Annotated in this window: 27 protein-coding genes; 17 read left to right on the top strand and 10 right to left on the bottom strand. The window is 65.6% G+C overall.

From position 1 onward, the window contains the following. The first annotated feature begins 24 nt into the window (after nucleotides 1–24). Nucleotides 25–444 (top strand): Hsp20/alpha crystallin family protein, encoded by a 420-nt coding sequence (locus OE747_RS19775; RefSeq protein ID WP_263830202.1) that lies wholly within the window; start codon nucleotides 25–27, stop codon nucleotides 442–444. Between the two features lie 120 nt (nucleotides 445–564). Here OE747_RS19775 and OE747_RS19780 read toward each other — a convergent pair whose 3' ends face one another. Further along, nucleotides 565–1,551 (bottom strand): GlxA family transcriptional regulator, encoded by a 987-nt coding sequence (locus OE747_RS19780; RefSeq protein WP_263830203.1) that lies wholly within the window; start codon nucleotides 1,549–1,551, stop codon nucleotides 565–567. Nucleotides 1,552–1,684: 133 nt separating this feature from the next. On the opposite strand from OE747_RS19780, the gene OE747_RS19785 reads away from it, so the two are divergent. From OE747_RS19785 to OE747_RS19800, 4 genes are read left to right on the top strand one after another with little or no spacing between them, the layout of a single operon-like run. Next, on the top strand, nucleotides 1,685–2,602 hold the full coding sequence (locus tag OE747_RS19785; protein ID WP_263830204.1) for a BKACE family enzyme: 918 nt from the start codon (nucleotides 1,685–1,687) through the stop codon (nucleotides 2,600–2,602). Beyond that, nucleotides 2,599–3,144, top strand: a complete 546-nt coding sequence (locus OE747_RS19790; RefSeq protein WP_318527326.1) for a lipocalin family protein — start codon at nucleotides 2,599–2,601, stop codon at nucleotides 3,142–3,144. The genes OE747_RS19785 and OE747_RS19790 overlap by 4 nt, the downstream gene beginning before the upstream one ends. Before the next feature lie 34 nt (nucleotides 3,145–3,178). After that, complete coding sequence (locus OE747_RS19795; RefSeq protein ID WP_263830205.1) at nucleotides 3,179–4,642, top strand: carnitine 3-dehydrogenase; 1,464 nt, start codon at nucleotides 3,179–3,181, stop codon at nucleotides 4,640–4,642. Further along, nucleotides 4,639–5,400, top strand: a complete 762-nt coding sequence (locus OE747_RS19800) for an SDR family oxidoreductase (RefSeq protein WP_263830206.1) — start codon at nucleotides 4,639–4,641, stop codon at nucleotides 5,398–5,400. Before OE747_RS19795 ends, OE747_RS19800 begins: the two co-directional genes overlap by 4 nt. Before the next feature lie 135 nt (nucleotides 5,401–5,535). Here the strand turns inward: OE747_RS19800 and OE747_RS19805 are convergent, their stop codons facing one another. The 3 genes from OE747_RS19805 to OE747_RS19815 form a co-directional block, all read right to left on the bottom strand. After that, nucleotides 5,536–6,102 carry a hemerythrin domain-containing protein gene (locus tag OE747_RS19805; RefSeq protein WP_263830207.1) on the bottom strand — a complete coding sequence of 189 codons (567 nt, stop codon included), beginning with the start codon at nucleotides 6,100–6,102 and terminating at the stop codon, nucleotides 5,536–5,538. Between the two features lie 74 nt (nucleotides 6,103–6,176). After that, nucleotides 6,177–6,359, bottom strand: a complete 183-nt coding sequence (locus tag OE747_RS19810) for a hypothetical protein (RefSeq protein WP_263830208.1) — start codon at nucleotides 6,357–6,359, stop codon at nucleotides 6,177–6,179. A gap of 97 nt (nucleotides 6,360–6,456) precedes the next feature. After that, entirely contained in the window at nucleotides 6,457–7,320 is an 864-nt protein-coding gene (locus tag OE747_RS19815; protein WP_263830209.1) for a helix-turn-helix domain-containing protein, read from the bottom strand. 106 nt (nucleotides 7,321–7,426) lie between these two features. Here OE747_RS19815 and OE747_RS19820 point away from each other — a divergent pair, with 106 nt between their 5' ends. From OE747_RS19820 to OE747_RS19830, 3 genes are read left to right on the top strand one after another with little or no spacing between them, the layout of a single operon-like run. Further along, nucleotides 7,427–7,630, top strand: a complete 204-nt coding sequence (locus tag OE747_RS19820) for a DUF2061 domain-containing protein (RefSeq protein ID WP_164128365.1) — start codon at nucleotides 7,427–7,429, stop codon at nucleotides 7,628–7,630. Further along, complete coding sequence (locus OE747_RS19825) at nucleotides 7,623–8,525, top strand: fatty acid desaturase (RefSeq protein ID WP_263830210.1); 903 nt, start codon at nucleotides 7,623–7,625, stop codon at nucleotides 8,523–8,525. The genes OE747_RS19820 and OE747_RS19825 overlap by 8 nt, the downstream gene beginning before the upstream one ends. Before the next feature lie 20 nt (nucleotides 8,526–8,545). Beyond that, nucleotides 8,546–9,448, top strand: a complete 903-nt coding sequence (locus OE747_RS19830; protein ID WP_263830211.1) for an EamA family transporter — start codon at nucleotides 8,546–8,548, stop codon at nucleotides 9,446–9,448. A 192-nt stretch (nucleotides 9,449–9,640) separates the two neighbouring features. On the opposite strand, the gene OE747_RS19835 is transcribed toward OE747_RS19830, so the two are convergent. From OE747_RS19835 to OE747_RS19850, 4 genes are all read right to left on the bottom strand, one after another. Then, nucleotides 9,641–11,083 carry a DEAD/DEAH box helicase gene (locus OE747_RS19835; protein ID WP_263830212.1) on the bottom strand — a complete coding sequence of 481 codons (1,443 nt, stop codon included), beginning with the start codon at nucleotides 11,081–11,083 and terminating at the stop codon, nucleotides 9,641–9,643. Between the two features lie 186 nt (nucleotides 11,084–11,269). Continuing rightward, the gene (locus OE747_RS19840) at nucleotides 11,270–12,217 is read right to left on the bottom strand and encodes a glycosyltransferase family 2 protein (RefSeq protein ID WP_318527327.1); all 948 of its coding nucleotides are present in this window, start codon (nucleotides 12,215–12,217) and stop codon (nucleotides 11,270–11,272) included. 45 nt (nucleotides 12,218–12,262) lie between these two features. After that, the gene (locus OE747_RS19845) at nucleotides 12,263–13,870 is read right to left on the bottom strand and encodes a peptide chain release factor 3 (RefSeq protein WP_263830213.1); all 1,608 of its coding nucleotides are present in this window, start codon (nucleotides 13,868–13,870) and stop codon (nucleotides 12,263–12,265) included. A gap of 45 nt (nucleotides 13,871–13,915) precedes the next feature. Further along, a complete protein-coding gene (locus tag OE747_RS19850) occupies nucleotides 13,916–14,362 on the bottom strand; it encodes a c-type cytochrome (RefSeq protein ID WP_263830214.1) in 447 nt (148 codons plus the stop codon). A 194-nt stretch (nucleotides 14,363–14,556) separates the two neighbouring features. Between OE747_RS19850 and OE747_RS19855 the strand changes: the two genes are divergently transcribed. Beyond that, on the top strand, nucleotides 14,557–14,952 hold the full coding sequence (locus OE747_RS19855) for a hypothetical protein (protein ID WP_263830215.1): 396 nt from the start codon (nucleotides 14,557–14,559) through the stop codon (nucleotides 14,950–14,952). Nucleotides 14,953–14,955: 3 nt separating this feature from the next. Next, nucleotides 14,956–15,339: a hypothetical protein gene (locus OE747_RS19860; protein ID WP_263830216.1), complete on the top strand. Its 384-nt coding sequence runs from the start codon at nucleotides 14,956–14,958 to the stop codon at nucleotides 15,337–15,339. A 15-nt stretch (nucleotides 15,340–15,354) separates the two neighbouring features. Here the strand turns inward: OE747_RS19860 and OE747_RS19865 are convergent, their stop codons facing one another. Next, entirely contained in the window at nucleotides 15,355–16,401 is a 1,047-nt protein-coding gene (locus OE747_RS19865) for a Hint domain-containing protein (protein WP_404818342.1), read from the bottom strand. A gap of 138 nt (nucleotides 16,402–16,539) precedes the next feature. On the opposite strand from OE747_RS19865, the gene OE747_RS19870 reads away from it, so the two are divergent. The 7 genes from OE747_RS19870 to OE747_RS19900 all read left to right on the top strand — a co-directional run bounded on the left by OE747_RS19870 (nucleotide 16,540) and on the right by OE747_RS19900 (nucleotide 23,667). Continuing rightward, nucleotides 16,540–17,319 (top strand): SDR family oxidoreductase, encoded by a 780-nt coding sequence (locus OE747_RS19870; RefSeq protein WP_263830218.1) that lies wholly within the window; start codon nucleotides 16,540–16,542, stop codon nucleotides 17,317–17,319. A gap of 3 nt (nucleotides 17,320–17,322) precedes the next feature. Next, nucleotides 17,323–18,429: a hypothetical protein gene (locus OE747_RS19875; protein WP_263830219.1), complete on the top strand. Its 1,107-nt coding sequence runs from the start codon at nucleotides 17,323–17,325 to the stop codon at nucleotides 18,427–18,429. Between the two features lie 144 nt (nucleotides 18,430–18,573). Beyond that, nucleotides 18,574–19,623: a methyltransferase domain-containing protein gene (locus OE747_RS19880; protein WP_263830220.1), complete on the top strand. Its 1,050-nt coding sequence runs from the start codon at nucleotides 18,574–18,576 to the stop codon at nucleotides 19,621–19,623. Nucleotides 19,624–19,713: 90 nt separating this feature from the next. Then, nucleotides 19,714–20,820, top strand: a complete 1,107-nt coding sequence (locus tag OE747_RS19885) for an ABC transporter ATP-binding protein (RefSeq protein ID WP_263830221.1) — start codon at nucleotides 19,714–19,716, stop codon at nucleotides 20,818–20,820. Nucleotides 20,821–20,980: 160 nt separating this feature from the next. After that, nucleotides 20,981–21,763, top strand: coding sequence for a 5'/3'-nucleotidase SurE (gene surE, locus OE747_RS19890; RefSeq protein WP_263830222.1), 783 nt, complete (start codon nucleotides 20,981–20,983; stop codon nucleotides 21,761–21,763). Continuing rightward, nucleotides 21,760–22,407 (top strand): protein-L-isoaspartate(D-aspartate) O-methyltransferase, encoded by a 648-nt coding sequence (locus OE747_RS19895; RefSeq protein WP_263830223.1) that lies wholly within the window; start codon nucleotides 21,760–21,762, stop codon nucleotides 22,405–22,407. The genes surE and OE747_RS19895 overlap by 4 nt, the downstream gene beginning before the upstream one ends. 81 nt (nucleotides 22,408–22,488) lie before the next feature. Then, nucleotides 22,489–23,667: a peptidoglycan DD-metalloendopeptidase family protein gene (locus tag OE747_RS19900; protein WP_263830224.1), complete on the top strand. Its 1,179-nt coding sequence runs from the start codon at nucleotides 22,489–22,491 to the stop codon at nucleotides 23,665–23,667. A gap of 137 nt (nucleotides 23,668–23,804) precedes the next feature. Here OE747_RS19900 and OE747_RS19905 read toward each other — a convergent pair whose 3' ends face one another. Beyond that, on the bottom strand, nucleotides 23,805–24,470 hold the full coding sequence (locus OE747_RS19905; RefSeq protein WP_263830225.1) for a helix-turn-helix transcriptional regulator: 666 nt from the start codon (nucleotides 24,468–24,470) through the stop codon (nucleotides 23,805–23,807). Nucleotides 24,471–24,492 lie beyond the last annotated feature (22 nt).

Genomic DNA, 24,492 nt, shown 5'->3' on the forward strand with positions numbered 1-24,492 from the left:
CAAAACAGCACAGGAGGACCGACCATGGTTGAAAAATCCGATCACGCTGGCCTCTGGCCATCGCTCTATGACCCGTTCCGCACCTTTGGTGCGAAGCTGGCCGATTGGCTGAGTCCCGCGACCGAAGCATCCGGCAATGACACCGCCTATGACATCTCGATGGAGCTGCCGGGCGTGTCCGAGAACGACATCGAACTGACCGTCGAGAATGGCGTCGTCACCATAAGGGGCGAGAAGAAAACCCATGAAGAGAAGAAAGGCGACACCTGGTATTTCTCCGAGCGCCAGTATGGCGCGTTCCGCCGCTCGTTCCGCCTGCCCGAGGATGCCGAAGGCGCCAAGGCGGAAGCCAGGATGAAGGATGGCGTGCTGCATGTCCGCGTGCCCAAACGGGTCCAGGAGGCCCCGGCCGCGGCACAGAAGATCAAGGTCTCGCGCGGCTGACGCCATGCGCCCTGGCCCGAGGGAGAGAGCGGGCCGGGGCGGTTATTCTCTGGTGTGGGGGCTCTGCCCCCGTCGCGCGTGCCGCGCGACTCCCCCGGAGTATTTGCAGCGAAATGAAGATCAGGGCGCTGCGGGCTGGGTGCGGGCCTGTCGCAGGTCGCGCGCGGACTGGCCGTGCTGGGTGCGAAAGGCGCGAGCAAAGCTCGATTGCGAGGTAAAGCCGGTGGCCTGTGCCACCTCCATCAGCGGGATGTCGGTGTCGGTGACCAGCCGCCGCGCCTCGGCCAGGCGCAGTTGCAGGTAATGGTCCTGCGGCGTGGTGCCCAGGCGCAGGCGGAACTGCTGTTGCAGGGTGCGCGGGCTGGTGCCCAGCGTCTCGGCGATCTCGGCCAGCGGCAGCGGCTCGTCCAGCGCCGCCTCCATCAGCGCATTGGCCCGCGCGGTCAGCTTGTTGTGGCGGTGCGGCGCCCCGGTGCGGCGCTGCGGGGTGCCGGGCTGGGGCGCGCCCTCGTAAAGGAACAGCCCCGCCACCCGGGCGGCAAAGCCCGCGCCGTGACGCGCGGCGATGATATGCAGCATCATCTCGATGGCGGGCATCGCCCCGCCCGAGGTCAGCCGGTTGCCCGAGACGGCAAAGCGGTCGTGGCACACGTCGATGGCCGGAAAGCGGCTGGCGAAATTGTCCAGATCCTCCCAATGAGTAGTGGCGACATGGCCGTCGAGCAGGCCTGCCTCGGCCAAGAGCCACGGGCCGCCGTCGATCCCGGCGATCGTGGCGCCGCCCGCCGCGATGCGGCGCAGCCCGGCCAAGAGGCTGGGCGTGGCATGGCGTGCCAGATGGAACCCCGCCACGACGATCAGGAGGTCGCAGGTTTCGAGCCGTGCCAGCGGCAGGCCCGGCACCATCAGCCCGCAGGTCAGCCGCGCGGGCGCGTCGGTTGCGGTGACATAGTCCCAGTCGAACGCGTGCCGGTCCGCCAGCCGGTTGGCGGCGCGCATCGGATCCACCGCAGCGGCAAAGCTGAGCGTGTTGCAATCGTCCAGCACCAGAAGCGCGCATTTCAGCGCGCGGTGTTCCGGCTGGAGAATGTTTTTTGCGGATTTCATCAAGTTCGATTCGCATTCTGGCAAGTGGTCGCCGCAAGGCTGCGCCAGAGTCGAACACAACGCAAATCGGAATCCGGGGACAAACTTGGGGACAACCCGGGGGAGAAGCCGGTAAAAACAAGGGAAAACCGACATGCCTCTGGAAATGAACCGCGAGGTCTTCATCACCTGCGCCGTCACCGGCTCGGGCGGCACCCAGGATCGCAGCCCACATGTGCCGCGCAGCCCCAAGCAGATCGCCGACAGTGCCATCGCGGCGGCCAAGGCGGGGGCGGCGGTGGTGCATTGCCATGTGCGCGACCCCGAGACAGGGGCGCCCTCGCGCCGGCTGGATTTGTATCGTGAGGTGACCGACCGCATCCGCGACGCCGAGGTCGACGTGGTGCTGAACCTGACCGCCGGCATGGGCGGCGACATGATATTCGGCGATGTCGAAAACCCGCTGCCCTTGCGTGAAAAGGGCACCGACATGGTCGGCGCCACCGAGCGCGTGGCGCATGTGGCCGAATGCCTGCCCGAGATCTGTACGCTCGACTGCGGCACCATGAACTTTGCCGAGGCCGATTACGTTATGACCAACACGCCGGGCATGCTGACCGCCATGGGCCGGATGATGACCGAACTGGGTGTCAAGCCCGAGATCGAGGCGTTCGACACCGGCCACCTCTGGTACGCAAAGCAACTGGTCAAGGATGGCGTGCTGGACGGTCCGGCGCTGGTCCAGCTCTGCATGGGGGTGCCGTGGGGCGCGCCCGATGACCTCAACACCTTCATGGCCATGGTCAACAATGTGCCCGACGACTGGACCTTCAGCGCCTTCTCTTTGGGCCGCAACCAGATGGCCTATGCCGCGGCGTCGGTGCTGGCGGGGGGCAATGTGCGGGTCGGGCTCGAAGATAACCTGTGGCTCGACAAGGGCGTGCTGGCTGAGAACTGGCAACTGGTCGAACGGGCCGCAGGCATCGTGTCGAACATGGGCGCGCGGGTGATTGGCCCCGCCGAAGTGCGCGAAAAGCTGGGCCTGGTGAAACGCGCACCGGTGGCGAAGTGAACCGGCTGGCGGCGGCGCTTGCGGCTGTCTTTGCCCTGGCCGCGTCGGTGGCAGGGGCCGAGACCTATCGCGACCGCTCGGTCGCGATCAACGCGGTGTCGGCGCTGGACATCGACCGCTACCTTGGCCGCTGGTACGAGATCGCGCGCTTTCCCAACCGGTTCGAAGAGGGCTGCGTCGGTGTCACTGCCGACTATGCCCTGCGCGACGACGGACAGGTGAGTGTGACCAACACCTGCCGCAAGGGCGCGCTCGACGGGCCGGTGACCACGGCTGAAGGTGTGGCGCGGGTCGAGGGGCCGGGCAAGCTGTCTGTCACTTTCGTGCCCTGGCTGCCCTTTGCGCGCGGCGACTACTGGGTCCTCTATATCGACGGGGGCTACACCGTCGCCGCCATCGGCACCCCGCGCGGCAAGACCGGCTGGATCCTGGCGCGCGAGCCCCGGATCGGCGCCGATATGCGCGCCCGGGCCGAGGCGGCGCTGACCGCCAATGGCTATGACACGAGCAAACTGATCGACGTGGCACAAGATCCGCGTTGAAACACGGAACATGGACAAAGAAGGAGAGGCCGTCATGACAACGGCTGCAATCATCGGTGGCGGCGTGATCGGCGGCGGCTGGGCCGCGCGCTTTCTGCTCAACGGCTGGGATGTTCGGGTGTTCGACCCCGACCCCGAGGCTGAACGCAAGATCGGCGAGGTGCTGGCCAATGCCCGCCGTTCGCTGCCCGGTCTCAGCGACGTACCGCTGCCGCCCGAGGGTAAGCTCAGCTTTCACGCCGATCTGGGGGACGCGGTCGCAGGGGCCGCGTGGATCCAGGAGAGCGTGCCCGAGCGGCTGGACCTGAAACTGAAGGTCTATCGCTCGATCCAGGAGGCCTGCGATCCGCAGGCGATCCTTGGTTCCTCGACCTCGGGCTTCAAGCCTAGCGAATTGCAGGAGGGCGCGCTACGACCCGGTCAGATCGTGGTGACGCACCCGTTCAACCCGGTCTACCTTCTGCCGCTGATCGAACTGGTGACGACGCCGGAAAACAGCCCCGAGATGATCGAACGCGCCAAGGAGATCATGCGCGGTCTGGGTCAGTTCCCGCTGCATGTGCGCAAGGAGATCGACGCCCATATCGCCGACCGCTTTCTGGAGGCCGTCTGGCGCGAGGCGCTGTGGCTGGTCAAGGACGGCATCGCCACCACCGAGGAGATCGACGAGGCGATCCGCATGGGCTTTGGTATCCGCTGGGCGCAGATGGGCCTGTTCGAGACCTATCGCGTGGCGGGCGGCGAGGCGGGCATGAAGCATTTCATGGCCCAGTTCGGCCCCTGCCTCAGCTGGCCTTGGACCAAGCTGATGGATGTGCCCGAATTCACCGACGAGCTGGTCGACCTGATCGCGGGCCAGTCGGATGCGCAATCGGGCCATCATACGATCCGTGAGCTGGAACGCATCCGCGACAACAATCTTGTCGGCATGATGCGGGCGCTCAAGGCGCAGAACTGGGGCGCGGGCGCGGTGCTGAACACGCATGACGCGGCGCGGAAGCCCCGCGCGCTGCCCAACCTGGAAACTGCCGACCTGAGCCAGCCGATCCTGACGCTGTCGCGCGCGGTGCCGCTCGACTGGACCGACTACAACGGTCACATGACCGAGTCCAAATACCTGGAGGCGTTTGCCAATTCCACCGACCGGTTCATGGAGATCATCGGCTGCGATGCCGACTACATCGCCAATGGCGGCAGCTATTTCACCGCCGAAACCCATATCCGCCATCTGGACGAGACCCATGCCGGGGCGCGGATCCGGGTCGAGACCCAGATGCTGCTGGGGCAGGGCAAGAAGCTGCATCTGTTCCATCGCATGTACGAGGGCGACACGCTCTTGGCCACCGGCGAAAGCTTCCTGTTGCATGTGAGCCTGGAAACCCGCAAGCCCTGCGCGCCGTCACCCGCGATCGAGGCCGCCATGGCCCGCATCACGCAAGCGCAGGCGGGGTTGCCTTACCCCGAGGGCGCAGGCAGCGCGATTCGGAAACCGGCATGAGCGCGCGCGTCCTGATCACTGCCGGCGCCTCGGGCATCGGTCGGGCCATGGCCGAGGCCTTCGATGTGGCGGGCTGCCGGGTCTGGGTGGCGGATGTGGACCAGGCGGCGCTGGCCGCTTGTCCCACCCAATGGCGGCAAAGTGTTGCCGATGTGGCGGATGAGGCCTCGGTTGCAGCGCTCTTTGCCGAAATCGAGGCCGACTGGGGCGGGCTCGACACGCTGTGTTCTAATGCGGGCATCGCCGGACCGACCGCGCTGGTCGAAGATATGCCCCTTGACGGCTGGCGCGCCTGCATCGCGGTCAATCTCGACGGCGCGTTTCTCTGTGCCAAATACGCCGCGCCCCTGCTGAAACGGCAGGGCGCGGGCAGTATCGTGATCACCTCTTCCACCGCGGGGCAGTACGGCTACCCGCACCGCGCGCCCTATGCGGCGGCGAAATGGGGGGTGATTGGCCTTGCCAAGACGCTGGCAATGGAACTGGGGCCGCACGGGATCCGCTGCAACGTGATCTGCCCCGGCGCCGTCGAAGGCCCGCGGATGGAGGGCGTGCTGGCGCGCGAGGCGGCGGCCAAGGGCATGACACGTGACCAGGTCTATGCGGGTTATGCCTCGGGTACCTCGATGGGCCGGTTCGTCGAAGCGGCGGATATCGCCAACATGGCGGTGTTTCTGGGGTCCGACGCGGCACGCCTTGTGTCGGGGCAGGTTATCGCAGTCGATGGCCATACGGTGAACCCCGATCCCAAGGTCTGATCGGGGGCGCACCCGCGCTATCGCGCGGAAACAAGGTTTGGTACAAACCTTGTGGACACGATTTCGTTGAAATCGTGTGGCCGTCGCGCATTGCGGACAGGCCATCGGGTACAAGGACCACTGTTGTTCCTATGGCTATCCCAGATTGTCGGCGCCGTGTTTCAGGATGATCGGCACGATCAGATCCTCTTCATCCTCCAGATGTCGGCCGATCATCCGCTCCAGATCGCCCAGTCCCGCCAACAGCGTCCCGGCGCTGCTGCGCGCCTGAGGGCCATTGGCCTCCTGGATCGCCGCATTTGCCTGCTTCACGAACCGGTTCAGCAGGCCGTCCAGCGCATGGTGGTCCGCATCCAACAGGTCGAACCCCGCCTCGATACGGCTTTCCTTGCTCCTGAGCAGGGGAAAGTAGTGCTGATCCTCTATCTGGTGGTGCCCGTGCAACTGGTTCACGAACATGCCGCCATAGCGCGCGATGCCCTGCGCAAACCCTGCCGCGTCCCGGTCGGCCTCCAGGAACGCCCGGGTCTCGGCCTGCATATGCGCCATGATCCGGCGGAACATCATGTGACGTTCCAGCCAGAAGCTGACCAGACCATGAAAATTGGGATCGGCCTGCCAGCTCTCGCGCGGATGCGCCGCGAGCAGCACCCGCAGCGCTTCGGGCAGGCCGATTCTGGTATCGAAATTCAATTCATCCATTCCGGACGATATACAGCATCAATTGCCGCATGACAGGCACCCGGCAGCGATATTGCGCAGAAAAACCTCCGGCCTCAGCTCTGGTTAGCGCCGCGCATCTGCCGGATGGCACGGCGCACCGCCTGCCAGCTCTCGGCCTCGTCGATATTCCCCATCGCCTTGCAATGCTGCTCCTTCTGGGCAGCTTCCGCCTCGGCCCGGTCGCCATGTGCTGCATAAAGCGCGCGGGCGTATTCGGCACTCCTGATCGCGTCCATCGGGTCTCCTCCGTTCGATTGGTCCGGTTGGTCCTGTCTGGTTTCAGGACCCCCATCATAGCAGAGAACCGCGCCGCGCGCATCCCGCGCGCCAAACTCAGCAGGTTATTGCCGCCCTGAGCTGCCGCAGATGCGCGGGCAGGTCCCGCGCGGTCAGGTCCGCCTCGCGTACCAGCGTGTCGAAATGGCGGGTAAAGACCTCGATCCGGTCGCGGTCGCGGAACGCCATGTAATGGCTGCCCGCGTAAAAGGCGCAGAGCAGCGGGCCAAAGATCGTCATCGGTGCCGAGTAAAGCCGCTTGGCATCGTAGAGATAGATACGCAGGCGCGGGTAGAGCTGCTCGCTCAGCGCCAGGAACCGGTCGATCTGCTCCAGCCGCAGATCCAGCGGCAGCCCGTGGTAATAGCCGGTGGCATGGGCAAAACTGTGCAACTCGAACAGGGGCATGGCGATCTCGTAATCCGACTGGGCGCTGCGCATCCAGGCCAGCCTGTCTTCGGAGGCGCCAATCGCCTGATCCGCCGTCCGCCCCAGGTGCGGCGCGTATTCCCATTCCAGAAAGGCGCGCGTCTTCAGCATGTCGGGCAGGGCGGCGGGCACATAACGGATCTTGTAGCCTGCCGCCTCGCGGTGCCATTCATAGATCCGCTCGTCCACCAGCGCGCGCGGCGCCTCGGCCATGGTCAGCGAACTGGCCAGCAGTTCGGCGGCACTTTCGGGCCGGTCCGACAGGCTCAGGAGCCAGTCGGCCGAAACCCCCAGCGCCGAGGCGCAGGCCCCCACCACATGTGCATTGGGCAGGCGCGCGCCATCGCCAGACAGCAATTGAGAGATCGTCGAGCGATCCACCCCCACTTGCCGCGCCAGCGCGCTCTGGCTGGTCTGGCGCTGCTCCATCGCACGCCCGAGCCGAATCCGGAACTGCGCCGCCCGGTCACGCTTGTCCATCTTTTCCCACATGTGGTGACAATTATCATAGTTGCTGAATTTTGTTAATCATATTCCGAATTCCCGCATGCTTCACGACACGGTAACAGTTTCGTGAAAATTGCAGGCAGGAGACGGAATGGAAACGCGGCGAAGATCGGTCCTGAAGGCGTTGATCTGGAACCTCTTGGGCCTGGTCACGATGACCCTGGTGGGCCTTGCGGCGACAGGATCTGCCGCCATTGGCGGCACGTTGGCGCTGGTCAACACGGCGCTGGGCTTCACCCTCTACCTGGTTTACGAGCGTGTCTGGGCCGGCATCCGCTGGGGCCGCCATGTCTGAGCCGCGCCTGCCCGAGCGCGCCGAATGGGGCACTTTCGCGCTGATCCTCGCCTGCTATGCTGCCTGGCTCTTGGTGATCTTCGGGCTGGCCGGGCTGTCGCTCTGGCTCGCCATTCCGGCGATGGGGCTGGTTGCGGCGCTGCATTCCTCGCTGACGCATGAGGCGCTGCATGGTCACCCGTTCCGCTATCGCTGGCTGAACGAGGCGCTGATGGCGCTGCCGCTGACGCTGTGCATCCCCTACAACCGGTTCCGCGACCTGCATCTGGCCCATCACCTGGATGCAAACCTAACCGACCCCTATGACGACCCCGAGAGCAACTATCTCGACCCCGCCATCTGGTCGCGCCTGCCGGGCTGGCAGCGGCGCCTCTATGCGCTCAATAACACGCTTGCCGGGCGCATGGTGCTGGGTCCGCTGATCGGCACCGCCTGTTTCCTGCGTGACGAGGTGCGCGGTGCGCTGCGCGGCGACCGCGCGATCCTCCTGGCCTGGGCGCTGCACCTGCCGGGCATGGCTGTGGTGCTCTGGGTCGTATCGCTGTCGCCCATGCCCATCTGGGCCTTTGCGCTCTCGGCCTATATCGGGCTGGGCCTGCTCAAGATCCGCACCTTTCTGGAACATCGCGCGCATGAGAAATCGCGCGCCCGCACCGTGGTGATCGAGGATCGGGGGCTGTTGGCGTTCCTGTTTCTCAACAACAACTTCCACGTGGTTCATCACATGAATCCGGGCGCGCCCTGGTATGCGCTGCCCGCGCTCTACAGGGCGGGCAAGGAGCGGTATCTCAGCTGCAACGAGGGTTACAGCTATCGTTCCTATGGCGAGGTGTTCCGCCGCTATTTCTGGCGTGCCAAGGATCCGGTGCCGCATCCGCTCTGGCCAAAGCCCTGATTTGAGGCCACAAGAGGCGCATGAGCCTCTGGATCCCCGTCACCCTCGCCGCCGCGCTGTTTCAGACCGTGCGGTTCATGCTGCAAAAATCGCTGGCGACGGTGAAACTGTCGGCCTCGGGCGCAACCTTTGCCCGCTTCCTCTATTCCGCGCCGCTGGCGCTGGCGGGGCTCTTGATCGCCACTACCGCAGGCGGCTATGACCTGCCGGCGCTTGGCCCCCGGTTCTGGCTGTTTGTTGCCATCGGCGGCACCGCCCAGATCCTCGCCACCATCTGCGTGGTGGCGCTGTTCAAGCAACGCAACTTTGCCGTCGGCATCACCTTCAAGAAGACCGAGGTGATCCAGACTGCGATCGTCGGTTTTGTCATTCTGGGCGAGGGCGTCTCCTTTGGCGCGCTGGGCGCCATCCTGCTGGGACTGGCGGCGGTGCTACTGCTGTCCAAGACACCGGGCGGCAGCGGCGCCTGGTGGCGCCACCTGACCAACCGCGCCTCGCAACTGGGGCTTGGTTCGGGCGTGCTCTTTGCCTTTTCGGCGGTCAGCTACCGCGCCGCCTCGCTGGAACTGGGGGATCTGACGCCCTGGTTCCGGGCGCTGGTGACACTGGCGGCGGTGGTGTCGTTCCAGCTGGTGTCGATGGCGCTCTGGCTCTGGTGGCGCGATCGGGCGCAACTGGCGGCGGTCTGGGCCACGCGGAACACCGGCGCCTTTGTCGGGCTGACCAGCCTTGGCGGATCGTTCTGCTGGTTCCTGGCCTTCACGCTTCAGAACGCGGCCTATGTCAAGGCGCTGGGGCAGGTTGAGCTGATCTTCAGCCTGATGGCCTCGACCCTGTTTTTCCGGGAAAAGATCACGACGCGCGAGATTGCGGGCATCGCACTCCTGGGCCTGTCGATCCTGGCACTGGTGCTGACAATCTGAACCAAAGAGGGGCGCTCCCGCCCCCGGACTGGTGCGCTCTTGCGAGCGCTCCGTCCGGCGTTGGGCCGGGCCGCGCGTGCCGCGCGGCGGTTTTTGCGAGGCGCTGCCTCGCGCTCCGGAGTATTTCTGACCAGAAAGAAGCCCGATTGCACGTGCTTCGTGCTGAGGCCTCTACTCCGGCGGGGGGCGGGCTTAGCCCGCCCGGCGTTCCTCGAAGCTGAGCGCGATGAAGCTGGGCAGATGGTCGCCCATGCCCACCACCTTGGCACCACGATCCTCGGACCGGTCGCGACCGCGTTTGTCGTCGCTCCGGGAGCCGCGTTCGCGTTTGTCCTCGCGCGGCGCGCTGCTTCTGTCCTCGGCCCTGGCCTCGCGCTTGTCCTCGCGCGGCGCCTTGTCGGCCCGCTTCTCGCTCTCGCGGCGCGGTTTGTCCGACTTGCTCTTGCGCTCCTCGCGCCGCGGTTTCGGCTCGGGCAGTTCTTCGAGATTGACCGGGTTCTCCAGCCGCGGGATTTCCTTCTGGATCAGCTTCTCGATCGCGTCGAGCGCCTTTTCGTCGCGCGGGATGCAGAGCGTGATCGCCTTGCCGTCGCGGCCCGCGCGGCCGGTGCGGCCGATCCGGTGCACGTAATCTTCGGGGTGGCCGGGCACGTCGAAGTTGAACACATGGCTGACCGAGGGCACATCCAGCCCGCGCGCCGCCACGTCCGAGGCGACCAGCAGACGCAGTTTGCCTTCGCGGAAGCCATCCAGCGTCCGGGTGCGCTGACTCTGATCCAGGTCGCCATGGATCGGCGCCGCGTCATAGCCGTATTTTTGCAGCGATTTCGCGACGATATCCACATCCGTCTTGCGGTTGCAGAAGATGATCGCGTTGGTGCATTTTTCGCCCTCGGCGTCGATCAGCGCCCGCAGAATGGCGCGTTTCTCGCTGGCCTCGCGGTCGCGGCGGGTGCCCTTGAACTGCACCACACCCTGTTCAATCGTCTCCGACGCGGTGGCCTGGCGGGCCACCTCGATCCGCGCGGGCGCGCTGAGGAAGGTATTGGTGATCCGCTCGATCTCGGGCGCCATGGTGGCCGAGAAGAACAGCGTCTGGCGGGTAAAGGGCGTCAGGCTGAAGATGCGCTCGATATCGGGGATGAACCCCATGTCGAGCATCCGGTCAGCCTCGTCCACCACCATGATCTGCACGCCGGTGAGCAGGAGCTTGCCGCGTTCGAAATGGTCGAGCAACCGGCCTGGCGTCGCGATGAGCACATCGACGCCCCGGTCGATCAGCGCGTCCTGCTCCTTGAAGCTGACACCACCGATCAGAAGCGCCTTGGTCAGTTTCAGGTGCTTGGTATAGGTGTCGAAGTTCTCGGCCACCTGTGCGGCCAGTTCCCGCGTCGGGCAGAGCACCAGGCTGCGTGGCATCCGCGCGCGGGCGCGGCCACGGGCCAGGAGCGTGATCATTGGCAGTGTAAAGCTGGCCGTCTTGCCGGTGCCGGTCTGGGCGATGCCCAGCACATCGCGCCCTTCCAGAGCGGGAGGAATCGCGCCTGCCTGAATCGGGGTGGGGGTTTCGTAACCGGCTTCTTCTACGGCCTTGAGGACCTTGGGATTCAGGTTCAGATCAGAAAATTTTGTCATGTGTGTCCGATATATGCGGACACTCACCGGGCCCGCGCGTCAGTCGTACTGCCGGGCCCGTCATGGGCGCTGCGCCGGTTTGGGCGCGCTACGGCTGGGCGGGGCATAGCAAAAACCCCGGCCAGCGTCAAATGTTGCAGGTGCAGCAAGGGGATTTACGTTCATTGTGGCCAAATGAGCAACAATTCATGCCAAAGATGGAAACTGTTTCCGCGTCACCGCGTCCAGATCCAGTTCGCGCCGTTTCAGCATCCCCGCCGCCTCCAACCGGGCGCGGGCCTCGGGCGACACCGCGTTCATCTCGTCGAAAAAGGCGCGCAGCCCGGCCTCGCCGCTTTCCTCCTCGATGGTGCTCAGCAACTCATGCATGCTCAGCCCGCCCGCCTCGCGCGGGACATTGGGGGCAAGATCGGGCCGGTACGACCCCTTGGCGATGCGATAGCGATAGGCCGCGATCCAGTGATCCCAGTCGGCGCCGTGCCGGTGGCACAGATCGACCCTGTCCATCTCCACCTGTCCAGGGTTCATCTCCTTGTTGCGAAAGATGTTGTGGATACGGAAGTCGACCTTTTCCAGCCCGGTGCGTGCGATCACCTTGCCCGCCACATGGCTCATGAATCCGCCTTTCACAAAGGCGCCATAGGTCGGATATAGCCGCCGCACCGTTTCATCCCGCGCAGGCCCGCCGGGGATGAACGCCTTGTACAGCGCCGGGTCACCCGCCAAAGCCTCAATCGGGCGCATCCGGGCGCACAGGATTTCGGGTCCGAACCCGGCCAGGATACCGCCAAGCGGGGTCTCGGGCCAGATGAATTCGTCCACGTCGATATGCGCCAGCCAGTCCACATCGGCCCGGTTATAGGCATGCCGCGCATTCATCGTCTGGCGCGCCTGATGCTTGGCCGGGCGGGCCAGCTTGCGACGGGTCCAATAGCTGTCATCGCAGGCCCAGACCCGGATGCGCGGATGCGCCTTGAGCCGGGTGAACACGCCCGGATCCGGGTCGTCGAGATAGAGAAACAGCCGGTGCGCGCCCAGTTCCAGATGCCATGCGGCAAACCGCAGGATATCGCGCTCGGGCGCCTTGACGGTCGCCACCACGCCCCAGGTCACGCCCTTGTCGTCCATAGTCATGTTCCTGCCCATTGCCTGTTCCCACAGCCTAGGGCAGGGCGCGGCTCAGGTCATCATCTCTTTGGTCGCGGTCAGCTTCAGCTCGGGGTAATCGCGGATCACCCGGTCGATGTCCCATTGCAGCCGGGTCAGATAGACTACGTCGCCGTCATGGTCATGGGCGATATGCTGTTTGTTGGCGTTGACGAACTTGTCCATCGCCACCTTATCGCCCGCCACCCAGCGGGCCGAGGTGAATTGCGAGCCGTCAAACCGCACCGGCAGCCCGTATTCCAGCTCGATCCGGCTGGCCAGCACCTCGAATTGCAGCGCGCCCACGACACCGACGATAAAGCCCGAGCCGATCATCGGCTTGAACACCTTGGCGGCGCCTTCCTCGGCAAACTGCATCAGCGCCTTTTCCAGGTGCTTGGCCTTCATCGGATCGCCCGCGCGCACGCCCTGCAACAGTTCCGGCGCGAAAGAGGGGATGCCGGTGACCCGCAGCGCCTCGCCCTCGGTCAGCGTGTCGCCGATACGCAACTGGCCGTGGTTGGGGATGCCGATGATGTCCCCGGCCCAGGCCTCTTCGGCCAGTTCCCGGTCCGATGCCAGGAACAGCACCGGGTTCGAGATCGCCATCGGCTTTTTCGACCGCACATGCATCAGCTTCATGCCGCGCTGGAAATGCCCCGAGGCAAGCCGGACAAAGGCCACCCGGTCGCGATGCTTGGGGTCCATGTTGGCTTGAACCTTGAAGACAAAGCCGGAAACCTTTGTTTCGTCAGGGGAAATCTGGCGCGGCTCCGCACTCTGCACCTGCGGCTCTGGCCCGTATTTCCCGATGCCTTCCATCAGTTCCTTGACCCCAAAAGAGTTGATGGCCGAGCCGAACCAGATCGGCGTCATATGCCCTTCGAGCACGGCTTGCGGGTCAAGCGCGGGTAGCAGTTCGCGCGCCATTTCCAGCTCTTCATGCAACTGCTCCAGCAGATGCGCGGGCACGTGTTGCGCCAGCTTGGGGTCGTCAAGCCCATTGATTTCAATGCTTTCGGCGACCTTGTTGCGGTCGGCGCGGTCCATCAGCTCCAGCCGGTCGCGCAGGATGTCGTAACAGCCGATGAAATCGCGGCCCTGGCCGATTGGCCAGCTTGCGGGCGTCACGTCGATCGCCAGCATCTCCTGGATCTCGTCGATGATCTCGAACGTGTCGCGGCTCTCGCGGTCCATCTTGTTGCAGAAGGTCAGGATCGGCAGGTCGCGCAACCGGCAGACCTCGAACAGTTTCTGTGTCTGGCTCTCGACCCCCTTGGCCCCGTCGATCACCATCACCGCCGCATCAACGGCCGTCAGCGTGCGATAGGTGTCCTCGGAGAAATCCGAGTGGCCGGGCGTGTCGACAAGATTGAACCGGAACGTCTTGTAATCGAACGACATTGCCGAGGCCGAGACCGAGATGCCCCGATCCTTTTCCATCTGCATGAAGTCCGACCGTGTGCGCCGCGCCTCGCCCTTGGCGCGCACCTGTCCGGCCATCTGGATCGCGCCGCCGAACAGCAGGAACTTTTCGGTCAGCGTGGTCTTGCCCGCATCGGGATGCGAGATGATGGCAAAGGTGCGGCGCCGCGCGATCTCGGGCGGCAATGCGGGGCGGTTTACGGCGATATCCAACATGGGGGCGCGTATATCAGGTTGCGCCGCCCTTGCAAGAATGCGCGTTTACTGCGGTTTGCGGAAATCCTGATGACAGGATTTGCAGGTGCTGCCGATCCGGGCGAGCGCCGGTTTCAGATCGGCCTCGGTCTCGATCGACACGGCCGCCTCGGCGGCGGCCAGTGTCAGCGCCTCGGACCTCTGACCGAAGGTGTCGAATTCCTGCCAGATTGCCGGCAATGCCTCGGATTTCGGGTCGTGCTCTTCATCCATGAACAGGGTCGGCACGCTGGCCGCATGGGCGGCAATGGCGGCGGCGGCGGCGCGGGCCTCGTCGGCATCGAACGGGGTCTGGCCCTTGGCCATGGCGCCCAGGATCTTGGTATTGTCGGCAATCTGCATCATCGCATGCATCCGCGCCTTGACCGCCGGGTTGCTGACGCCGCTATGGGCCAGCGCGGCGCCTGCGGCCAGTAGCGTGGCGGTGATCGCTGTCGCGAAAATCGGGCGCATCTCATCTCCTCTGCCAAACTGTCGACCAGCGGAAAGCTAGCGCCCGTGGGCCGGTTTCTCAACCTTTGCCGCTACATTGCACGGTTGAACCGAACGATTGGCATGAAAATCCGAACGCGGCGCTATACGAAAGGGCAGGCTGTCCGATGCCCAACGCCGTCCTACCATCGACAGGGTCACATGGGAGAAAACACATGCGCCATCTGCTTGTTCTGGCCGCCCTCGGCTCTGCGGTCCTGCTCAATGCCTCTCCGGCCTTGGCGGAGTGGTCCTTCAACTCCGGCCCGGCTCCGAACGCCTTTGTCCAGACCAACACCAGCACGCTGGAACTACAATGTGACCGTATCCGCTTTGCGCCTGCCGGTTACGAGGACAGCCAGGACATCCTGTCCAAACGCGGCCTATCGCTGCGCTTCATGTCCGATGGCCAGACCGAGGCGGCGGCGTTCCAACTGGGTGATGCCAACGCAATGATCGAGATGGTGGACAATTACCCGGTCGAGATCCGCCTCAACGACATGTCCGACTACGACTTCATCCTCGACCAGATCGCGCGGAACGCCGCGCTGAACCTGTCGATGATCGACTAGGACGTGACCTACGGCATCTTCGATCTCAAGGGTTCAGGCCGTGCGGTCAAGTCGCTGCGCGCCAGCTGCGCCACCTCCACCCAAAGCGCCGCCGCCAGCACGCCCGAAGCGGCCGAAGGCGTGGTCTATTGCGGTGGCGGCGCGGTTCAGCGGGTGATCGAATACGCGATTCTGTCGCAACCCGATGGCCAGTGGGACGCGATCGTCTCCGTCAACGGCGAGACGAACCGCGCGATGACCGCCTATAGCTATTTCGGCAACGCCCAGCCGCCTGCGGGCTTTGTCGTGGCGCTCTTGGGCGAGGATCGGGCGGAATATCTGGTGTTCGAGCAGGATGGCCGCAACTGGCTGGAATTCGGCGACTATTCCTACGAGCAGTGCAACTGAGCCATGGCAACGGGCCTAGCGGTTGGTCGACGCCTTCTTCAAGAGCGCGATGGCGTCGGGCCGGTCCAGCAGACGCCGTGACACGTCCACCCCATGCCCGTCGCCGCGCCCGTGCTGGTCCAGGAGCGGCCGTACATCTTCGATCAGGCCGTCGGGCAGGGCGGGCCGGGTGCGCGGATCGAGCAGCATGGTCTCGGCCGCGATCCCCTCGGCATAGATGATGTGGTGACGGTCGAACAGCAGCTGGAAGTAGTCGACGAATCCGCCCTCCTGCACGAATACCGTCTCGCCATTGACCAGGTGCCGCGCCTTGACCAGCAGTTCGGGGCGGCCCACGCCGATCTCGTCGCGGCGCTGATAGACGAACAGGCGGTGATCGGGGCTGACCACTAGATCGTTTTCATTGTTGAGCGTGCCCGCCCGGATCACGATCGGGGCGAAATCGCCCACCGCGCGCACCGTGCTCTGGCCGATCCAGCGTACCTGCTGCACCCCGTCGTCGCGGGTCAGCACACGGTCGCCCACCGTCAGCTCCTCGATGGGCATCTGCGCGCCCGAGGCCAGCGTGATATGGGTGCCGCGCGTGAACGAGACACAGGCCACCTGCGCGAATTTCTGCCGTGCGTGGTCGCCATCTATTCCCACAAGCGTGTAGTCGGTCTTGGCCACCAGCGGCGCCAGCGGCAACAGGTAGACATCGGCGATATGGCCGTCACCATCGACCTCGACCAGAACGATGGCATCGGTGGTCATGCCGTCGGGACTCATCAGGTTCAGCGCGCAATCCAGGTGCAGCGCATGGCCCGGCCTGCCGCAGTCCGAATCCTCCGCGACGACCAGGGCACCGTCCGCCAGCACCTCCAGCCCCAGGCGGCGGGGCTGCGCATCGGGGCTCAGGCCATAGATGTCGTCCAGCATCAGCTCGTCCATCGGCGCGACCCCGTCGCCCAGATTGGCACCATTCGTCACCCGAAAGGCGCGGGCGGGGTACACGGGTACGGATTGGGCGGGGGCGTGTCTGGTCACGATGTCTAACGGGTGCTGCGGGCTGAGGTCTTTCATCTTCAATCTGTAGGTCGGTTGGTGCAAGTGCAATCCAGTCTGCCGCCAAAATATGGCGGATCTCGGTCGCGTGGGTGGTGATCCGCGGGCAATTGGTGCTAACTCCGCTGCAACGGCATCCAACAGGGAGAACGGGTGATGGATCTGGGTATCGCAGGCAAGAGGGCGCTGGTCTGCGCCTCGTCCAAGGGGCTGGGGCTGGGCTGTGCCCAGGCGCTGGCGGCGGCGGGCGTCGATCTGGTGATGAACGCGCGCGGCGCCGAGGCGCTGGAGGCGGCGGCCGAGGCTGTCCGCGCGGCGCATGGGGTCAAGGTGACGACCGTCGCCTGTGACGTCACCACCCAGGCAGGGCAGGCGCAGGTGATCGAGGCCGCCCAGGGTGTGGACATCCTCGTCACCAATGCCGGCGGCCCGCCGCCGGGCCTCTGGTCGGATTGGGACCGCGACGATTTCATCCGCGCGCTCGACGCCAACATGCTGACGCCCATCGCCTTAATGAAGGCGCTGTTGCCCGGCATGATCGACAAGGGCTGGGGCAGGGTGGTCAACATCACCTCGCAATCGGTTCGCGCGCCGATCCCGGCGCTGGGTCTGTCGAACGCGGCCCGCACCGGTCTCACCGGCTATGTCGCGGGCACCTCGCGACAGGTCGCGCCCTTTGGCGTGACGATCAACAACCTGCTGCCCGGCATCCATGCCACCGACCGCGCCAATGCGCTGGATGGCCCGGTGGCGCAGCAAAAAGGCATCTCGCTCGAAGAGGCGCGCGCCGAGCGCGCCGCCACGATTCCCGCCCGCCGCTACGGCACGCCCGAGGAATTCGGCGCCGCCTGCGCTTTTCTCTGCTCGCAGCATGCGGGCTTCATCGTGGGCCAGAACCTGCTGCACGACGGCGGCGGCACCAACCTGACAATGTAACCCATGGCGCAGGGGTTTTCGCTGAAGGATCAGCTCTTTAACGCGGAAAAGGTCGGCTATCTCGCCGGCCTTTTCGACGGGCCGGGGTTCGACGGTGCCGGGTTCGAGGCGCGGGTGATGCAGCGCCTGCCCGAGCTGGAGCTGAAACAGCGCATCGACTGGATCGCGGCCTGCCTGATGGACAGCCTGCCGGGGGAGCTGCCGCAAGTGGCGGCAGCGATCCTGCGCGCCCTGCCGCCACCGCTCGACCCGACCCTGTCGGACGACGACTTTGGCGATTTCATCTTTGCGCCGCTGGGCGAATGGGTGGCCTCGGCCGGGATCGAACACCCGGACCTGGCACTCGATGTCCTGGCCGAACTCACCCAGCGGTTTTCGATGGAATGGGCGATCCGCCCGTTCCTGAACCGCTGGCCCGATCTGGTGCTGGCGCGGATGCGGGACTGGTGCGATCATGACAGCTATCATGTGCGGCGGCTGGTCAGCGAGGGCACCCGCCCGCGCCTGCCTTGGGGCGCGGGCATCGCGCTGCCGCTCGACGCCGCGCTGCCGCTTCTGGACCGCTTGCACGCCGATCCCACCCGCTATGTCACCCGCTCGGTGGCCAACCACCTGAACGATATCGCAAAAAAGGACCCCGACCTGGTGCTGGACCGGCTCTCCGACTGGCATGCGGCCGCGCGGCACAGCACCAGCGAGCGCCAGTGGATCACCGCCCATGCCCTGCGCGGGCTGGTCAAGGCGGGCCACCCCGGCGCCATGGCGATGCTGGGTTACGACCCCGACGCTCCGGTCTCGGCGATGCTGGAGCTTCCGGCCAGCGCCCGTATCGGCACGGATCTGACCCTGAGTGTGGAGCTGGAGGGAGACGCGGAGCTGCCGGTGCTGGTCGATTACATCGTGTTTTTCCAACGTCCCGGCGGCAAGGTCTCGGCCAAGGTCCACAAGTGGAAACAGGCGCGTCTGACGGGCGGCCGCCTACGGTTGGACAAGCGCCACAAGCTGAAAGGCGACGCCAGCACCTTCACCCTTGTGCCCGGGCCGCACCGGGTCGAGGTGCAGGTCAACGGCCGGGTCCGGGCGATGGGTGTTTTCGAGCTGGACGCGTAGGGGGCGCTGCCCCCGCCGCCCGTTCCGGGCGACTCCCCCGGAGTATTTCCGGCGAAATGAAGACACGGTCACGCTTTCGTAGGTTCGATTGCGTGGACTGAGGCGTTGCGCTAGCTCTTGCGCGCGAGAAAAAAGGGGCCAGCGATGAAACACGAGGCGGTGCAGACCTATTACGGCGAGGTGCTCAAGGGCACATCCGATTTGCAGACCGATGCCTGTTGTACGGCCGCAGAGATGCCCGCGCATCTGAAACCGGTGCTGGCCAAGGTGCATGACGAGGTGATGGCGCGCTATTACGGCTGCGGCCTGATCGCGCCCCTGGCGCTGGAGGGCGCGCGCATCCTCGATCTGGGCTGTGGTGCGGGGCGCGATGTCTATGCGCTGTCGGCCTTGGTAGGGCCGCAGGGCGCGGTGGTGGGCGTCGACATGACCTCGGCGCAACTGGACGTGGCGCGCGCGCATCGCGCCTATCATGCCGAGGTTTTCGGTTATGACGCGCCCAATACCGAATTTCACCTGGGCTTCATCGAGATGCTGGACGAATTGCCGCTGGAACCCGGCTCCTTCGACATCATCGTGTCGAACTGCGTGCTGAACCTGGCCACCGACAAGGCGGCGGTGCTGCGCGGCGCGCAGCGGCTCCTGAAACCGGGCGGCGAGATGTATTTCTCGGATGTCTACGCCGACCGCCGCATTCCGGCAGAGCTGGCCGAGGACGAGGTGCTCTATGGCGAATGCCTGTCCGGCGCGCTTTACTGGAACGATTTCCTGACCCTGGCGCGGCAGGCCGGCTTCGGCGACCCGCGCATGGTGGAAAGCCGGGCGCTGAATGTCGGCAACCCGGCGCTGCAAGACAAGCTCGGGCCGATCCGTTTCCTCTCGGCCACCTATCGCCTGTTCAATCTGGATGGTCTGGAACCGGCCTGCGAGGACTACGGCCAGGCGGTGATCTACAAGGGCACCGTGCCCAACGCGCCGCATGCATTTGTGCTGGACGACCATCATGTCATCGAAACCGGCAAGGTGTTCCCGGTCTGCGGCAATACCTGGCGCATCCTGGCCGAGACGCGCTTTGCGCCGCATTTCGAGTTCATCGGCGATTTCTCCACCCATTACGGAATTTTTGCCGGATGCGGCGGCAACTCGCCGTTCAACGGGCTGGCAGCCGCGCCAGCCACGGGCGGCTGCTGCTGACCGGGGTGCCTTGCGCTGACGGGGCGGGGTTGCTATCCCCGGCCTGAACTCCCGACCAAAAGGCTAGGGATAGGCAGCGAGGCCCGACAGGTGACGGCAGGACGAACCCCTCCGCGGCTCGAGATCCGCAATCTGGTGCGCGTGTTCGACGGGCAGCGGGTGGTCGATGACGTGTCGCTGTCGATCCGCGCCGGGCAGGTGACCTGCCTCTTGGGTCCGTCAGGCTGCGGCAAGTCGACCACGCTGAGGATGATCGCCGGTGTCGAGATGCAGGACAGCGGCGAGATCCATGTCGATGGCAAGCTGATCTGCGACACAGTGTTCCGGGTCCCGCCCGAGCGGCGCGAGATCGGCCTGATGTTCCAGGACTTCGCGCTGTTTCCGCATCTCAGCGTCGCGGGCAACGTGGCCTTTGGTCTAAAGGGCAGCCGCGAGGAGAAACGCGCCCGGGTCGAGGAACTGCTGGCCCGCGTGTCGCTGTCGCGCCATATCGACAGCTATCCGCACCAGCTCTCTGGCGGAGAACAGCAACGCGTGGCGCTGGCCCGCGCCCTGGCGCCACGGCCGCGCATCATGCTGATGGACGAGCCGTTCTCGGGTCTCGACAACCGGCTGCGCGACGGTATCCGCGACGACACGCTGGCGCTGCTAAAGGAAGAGGATGCCGCCGTGCTGCTGGTCACGCACGAGCCGGAAGAGGCGATGCGCATGGCCGACGAGATCGCGCTGATGCGCGATGGGCGGATCGTGCAGCAGGGCGCGCCCTACAACGTCTATACCCGCCCCGTGGACAAGGCGGCGGTGGCGTTTTTCAGCGATGTGAACACGCTCAGGGCGCAGGTCAACGGCGCCCTGGCCAGCACGCCATTTGGCCAGTTCCTGGCGCCCGGCGTTCCCGACGGTACCGATGTCGAGATCGTGTTCCGCCCCCAGCATGTGAAGCTCGATTTCGACCGGGGCGGCAAGGGGCCGCTGCCCACGCCCTCGGACGGGGTCGCGGCGCGCGGCGTGGTCGAACGGGCGCGCTTTCTGGGCGGCGAGAGCCTCGTTGAGTTCCGGATGGATTTCGACGGGTCGATGCTCAAGGCCACGGTGCCCAACGTGTTCATCCCCGAACCCGGCCGGGTCATGTGGCTCACCATTCGCCGCGATCGTTGTTTCGTGTTCCCGACTCCGGTCCGGCGCCAAAAAATCTGAGATTTTTTGTGCCCAGAATTTTTCTGCAAAATTCTGGTGCTTCCCCCTGACCGGTGCGCTTTTGCCATCGACTGATACGCGAATGCCGCAGATCGCGGGTCCGGTACGCTTGCCGTACCGGTGGCCCGCGTCTATCAAGGGCCAAACGGGGCAGGACGACATGCGTATTCTCATCACCAATGACGACGGCATCAACGCGCCGGGGCTGGCGGCACTTGAGGCATTGGCCCGCGACCTCGCGGGTCCCGATGGCGAGGTCTGGACTGTCGCGCCTGCCTTTGAACAGTCGGGCGTCGGCCATTGCATCAGCTATACCCATCCGATGCTGATCGCCAAACTGGGCGCGCGGCGGTTCGCGACCGAAGGCAGCCCGGCCGACTGCGTGCTGGCGGGCCTGCATGACGTGATGAAGGACGCGCCGCCCGATCTGGTCCTGTCCGGGGTGAACCGGGGCAACAACTCGGCCGAGAACGCGCTTTATTCCGGCACGCTCGGCGGCGCGATGGAGGCGGCGCTTCAGGGCCTGCCCGCCATCGCGCTGTCGCAGTTCTTCGGCCCGCGCAATTATGGCCGCGAGGATCCCTTCGAGATCGCCCATAGCCATGGCACCGAGGTCGTGCGCCGCATCCTTGCCGCCTGGCCCGACGAGAGGCCCGACTACCGGCTGTTCTTCAACGTCAACTTCCCGCCCGTTCCCGCCGCCGAGGTCAAGGGCATCCAGGTCGTCCGCCAGGGCTTTCGCCAGGGCTCGCGCTATGCGGTCGAACCGCATCTGTCGCCCTCGGGCAAGCGCTTTCTCTGGATCAAGGGCGGCGACCAGCAGGCGCGCACCGCGCCCGGCACCGATGCCGCCGTCAATCTCGACGGCTATATCTCGGTCACGCCCATGCGCGCGGACCTGACCGCCGAGGACACGCTGGAGGCATTGCAGGCCACCCTATGAACGGACCCGACGCCGAAACCAAGATGCAGTTCCTGTTCGCGCTCCGGTCAAAGGGTGTGACCGACCGGCGGGTGCTGGCGGCGATGGAGGAGGTCGACCGAGGCCTCTTCGTGCGCGGTCTCTTCGCCGAACGCGCCTACGAGGACATGCCGCTGCCCATCGCCTGCGGCCAGACCATCAGCCAGCCCTCGGTCGTCGGGCTGATGACCCAGGCGCTCGAGGTGCACCCGCGCGACAAGGTGCTCGAGGTCGGCACCGGCTCGGGCTATCAGGCGGCGATCCTGGCCAAGCTGGCGCGCCGGGTCTATACCGTCGACCGCCACGCCCGGCTGGTGCGCGAGGCGCAGGCCCTGTTCCAGCGCCTGCAACTGGTCAACATCACCACGATGACCGCAGACGGCTCCTTTGGTCTGCCCGACCAGGCCCCCTTTGACCGGATCATCGTCACCGCCGCCGCCGAGGACGCGCCCGGCCCGCTCTTGGCGCAACTCAAGATCGGCGGTATCATGGTGCTGCCCGTCGGCCAGTCGGACACGGTGCAGACCCTGATCCGGGTCCGCCGCCTTGAAACCGGCTTCGAATACGACGAATTGCGCCCGGTCCGTTTCGTGCCGCTGCTCGAAGGGCTGGGCAAGGATGGCTGAGACGCCCGGTTTATTGCCCCGGGCCGAGTTGATTGACGCGAACCCCCGGACCACATGGGGGGCAGCATTGAGGATAAAGAGATGCGTGTTTCATTCCGAACCCTGACCAGACCCACCCTGGCCTCTGCCGCGCTGGCATTGCTTGCCGCCTGCGAGGGGCCGCTCGACTATGATCTGCGGGGCCAGATCGGCGCCTTCAACACCACCGAGGCGGCGCAGTCGGCCAGGACCGCGCCGCGCCCGAAACCGGACACGCGCGGGGTGATCTCCTATCCCAACTATCAGGTGGCCGTCGCCCGGCGCGGCGACAGCGTGACGGCGCTGGCCGACCGGGTCGGCCTGCCTGCGGGCGAGGTGGCACGGTTCAACGGGCTGCAACAGAATGATACCCTGCGCGAGGGCGAGGTGCTGGCGCTGCCGCGCCGCGTGGCCGAACCGGCGGGGCAGGGCGGCAACATAGATATCGCGGCCCTGGCGGGCAGCGCCATCGACCAGGCCCCTGATACCACCCCGGTTGAGACCACGACGCTGGCGCCCGCCGCGCCCGCGCCCGCAGCCGCCAAACCCGCCGGTCCGGAACCGGTGCGGCACAAGGTGGCGCGGGGCGAGACCGCCTATACCATCTCGCGGCTCTATCAGGTGCCCGTGAACGCGCTGGCCGAATGGAACGGGCTCGGCTCCGATTTCGCCATACGCGAGGGTCAGTATCTGCTGATCCCGGTCAAGGACCAGCCGGCGCCAAAGAAACAGGCGCCAGCCCCCGCCGCCACAGCCGCCACAACCGCCCCCGGAGCGGGGTCGCCGACCCCGACACCGCCTTCGGCCACGAAACCGCTGCCGGATGAGAAAGTTGCCGCCGCCGCGCCCGCAGCACCGGATGTCTCGGTGGGCCAACCCACCGGCAGCAGTAACGCCCAGCTTGCTTTCCCGGTCAAAGGCAAGATCGTGCGACCCTATGAAAAGGGCAAGAACGAAGGCATAGACATCGCGGGCGCCCCCGGCAGTGCCGTCAGCGCCGCCGAAGGCGGCACCGTGGCCGCGATCACCGCCGATGCTGATCAGGTGCCGATCGTGGTGATCCGCCATGCCGACAACCTGTTGACCGTCTATGCCAATGTCGACGGCATCGAGGTGAACAAGGGGGACACCGTCAAGCGCGGCCAGAAAATCGCCCGCCTGCGCGAGGGCGACAATTCCTATGTGCATTTCGAGGTGCGCAAGGGCTTCGACAGTTTCGACCCCGAACCCTATCTCAAGTGAGTGTACGGGCCGGACGGCCCGTGCCTCAGGCGGGAGTATTTTTCAACCAGAAAGAAGCGCAAGCGCGCCCGCGTCTTCATTTCGCCAAAAATACTCCGGGGGAGTCCGCAGGACGGGGGCAGCGCCCCCAGCCCCGCTCAGGGCTGGTAATCGGCCAGGGTCTTGCCCGGCTCGTCGCGGAACAGCTCCGGCAATGGGGCTACCGCCTCGATCAGGTCGATGCGGAACACCCGGAACCCGGCGCGCAGCTCGCACCAGGCGGTCAGCGTCCAGACCCGCCCCCAGTATTCCATATGCAGCGGTCGCACCACGCGGTCGGTCAGTTCCCCGTCGATGCGCCGATAGCTCAGCCGCAGTTTCTGCCGCGCCTTGATCGCGGCCCGGATTGGCGGCATATGCGCCAGGCCGCGCGCGGCATCGGCAAAGGGGTAGACGGCGAATTTCCAGGCATCGGCCTCGGCGATGGTGCCGACGGGCAGCACCGCGTCGATCTTGTCGGCGAGCGTTTGCGCCGCCGCCTTCAGCTCCGGATCCGCCGCCTCGGCGACGATCGCCATGCCAAGGTTCAGCGCCTCCAGCTCGGTCGGGGTCAGGTTCAGCGGCGGCAGGGTGATCTGTTCGCGCACCATGTAACCCATGCCGCGCTCGCCCTCGACCGGAATGCCCGAGGCGGCCAGCGTGTCCATGTCGCGATAGATGGTGCGGACCGACACCTCCAGCCGGTCCGCGATATCCTGCGCGCGGTGCAGCTTGCCGTCGCGCAGGATGCCAATGATGTCGAACAGGCGGTCGCTACGGCGCATGACCCGCCCTTTCGCATCCGCA

Origin of the sequence: Ruegeria aquimaris (assembly GCF_025751555.1) — a bacterium.
Classification (GTDB): domain Bacteria; phylum Pseudomonadota; class Alphaproteobacteria; order Rhodobacterales; family Rhodobacteraceae; genus Ruegeria_B; species Ruegeria_B aquimaris.

Bases quoted from the DNA above. Each gene is read 5' to 3' on its own strand.
- OE747_RS19880 (WP_263830220.1), top strand. From the start codon at position 18,574: ATGAAACACGAGGCGGTGCAGACCTATTACGGCGAGGTGCTCAAGGGC.
- OE747_RS19900 (WP_263830224.1), top strand. From the start codon at position 22,489: ATGCGTGTTTCATTCCGAACCCTGACCAGACCCACCCTGGCCTCTGCC.
- OE747_RS19835 (WP_263830212.1), bottom strand. From the start codon at position 11,083: ATGACAAAATTTTCTGATCTGAACCTGAATCCCAAGGTCCTCAAGGCC.
- OE747_RS19905 (WP_263830225.1), bottom strand. From the start codon at position 24,470: ATGCGCCGTAGCGACCGCCTGTTCGACATCATTGGCATCCTGCGCGAC.
- OE747_RS19825 (WP_263830210.1), top strand. From the start codon at position 7,623: ATGTCTGAGCCGCGCCTGCCCGAGCGCGCCGAATGGGGCACTTTCGCG.
- surE (WP_263830222.1), top strand. From the start codon at position 20,981: ATGCGTATTCTCATCACCAATGACGACGGCATCAACGCGCCGGGGCTG.
- OE747_RS19805 (WP_263830207.1), bottom strand. From the start codon at position 6,102: ATGGATGAATTGAATTTCGATACCAGAATCGGCCTGCCCGAAGCGCTG.
- OE747_RS19795 (WP_263830205.1), top strand. From the start codon at position 3,179: ATGACAACGGCTGCAATCATCGGTGGCGGCGTGATCGGCGGCGGCTGG.
- OE747_RS19775 (WP_263830202.1), top strand. From the start codon at position 25: ATGGTTGAAAAATCCGATCACGCTGGCCTCTGGCCATCGCTCTATGAC.
- OE747_RS19830 (WP_263830211.1), top strand. From the start codon at position 8,546: ATGAGCCTCTGGATCCCCGTCACCCTCGCCGCCGCGCTGTTTCAGACC.
- OE747_RS19810 (WP_263830208.1), bottom strand. From the start codon at position 6,359: ATGGACGCGATCAGGAGTGCCGAATACGCCCGCGCGCTTTATGCAGCA.
- OE747_RS19870 (WP_263830218.1), top strand. From the start codon at position 16,540: ATGGATCTGGGTATCGCAGGCAAGAGGGCGCTGGTCTGCGCCTCGTCC.
- OE747_RS19845 (WP_263830213.1), bottom strand. From the start codon at position 13,870: ATGTTGGATATCGCCGTAAACCGCCCCGCATTGCCGCCCGAGATCGCG.
- OE747_RS19800 (WP_263830206.1), top strand. From the start codon at position 4,639: ATGAGCGCGCGCGTCCTGATCACTGCCGGCGCCTCGGGCATCGGTCGG.
- OE747_RS19840 (WP_318527327.1), bottom strand. From the start codon at position 12,217: ATGACTATGGACGACAAGGGCGTGACCTGGGGCGTGGTGGCGACCGTC.
- OE747_RS19820 (WP_164128365.1), top strand. From the start codon at position 7,427: ATGGAAACGCGGCGAAGATCGGTCCTGAAGGCGTTGATCTGGAACCTC.
- OE747_RS19785 (WP_263830204.1), top strand. From the start codon at position 1,685: ATGCCTCTGGAAATGAACCGCGAGGTCTTCATCACCTGCGCCGTCACC.
- OE747_RS19855 (WP_263830215.1), top strand. From the start codon at position 14,557: ATGCGCCATCTGCTTGTTCTGGCCGCCCTCGGCTCTGCGGTCCTGCTC.
- OE747_RS19875 (WP_263830219.1), top strand. From the start codon at position 17,323: ATGGCGCAGGGGTTTTCGCTGAAGGATCAGCTCTTTAACGCGGAAAAG.
- OE747_RS19850 (WP_263830214.1), bottom strand. From the start codon at position 14,362: ATGCGCCCGATTTTCGCGACAGCGATCACCGCCACGCTACTGGCCGCA.
- OE747_RS19865 (WP_404818342.1), bottom strand. From the start codon at position 16,401: ATGAAAGACCTCAGCCCGCAGCACCCGTTAGACATCGTGACCAGACAC.
- OE747_RS19780 (WP_263830203.1), bottom strand. From the start codon at position 1,551: ATGAAATCCGCAAAAAACATTCTCCAGCCGGAACACCGCGCGCTGAAA.
- OE747_RS19815 (WP_263830209.1), bottom strand. From the start codon at position 7,320: ATGTGGGAAAAGATGGACAAGCGTGACCGGGCGGCGCAGTTCCGGATT.
- OE747_RS19895 (WP_263830223.1), top strand. From the start codon at position 21,760: ATGAACGGACCCGACGCCGAAACCAAGATGCAGTTCCTGTTCGCGCTC.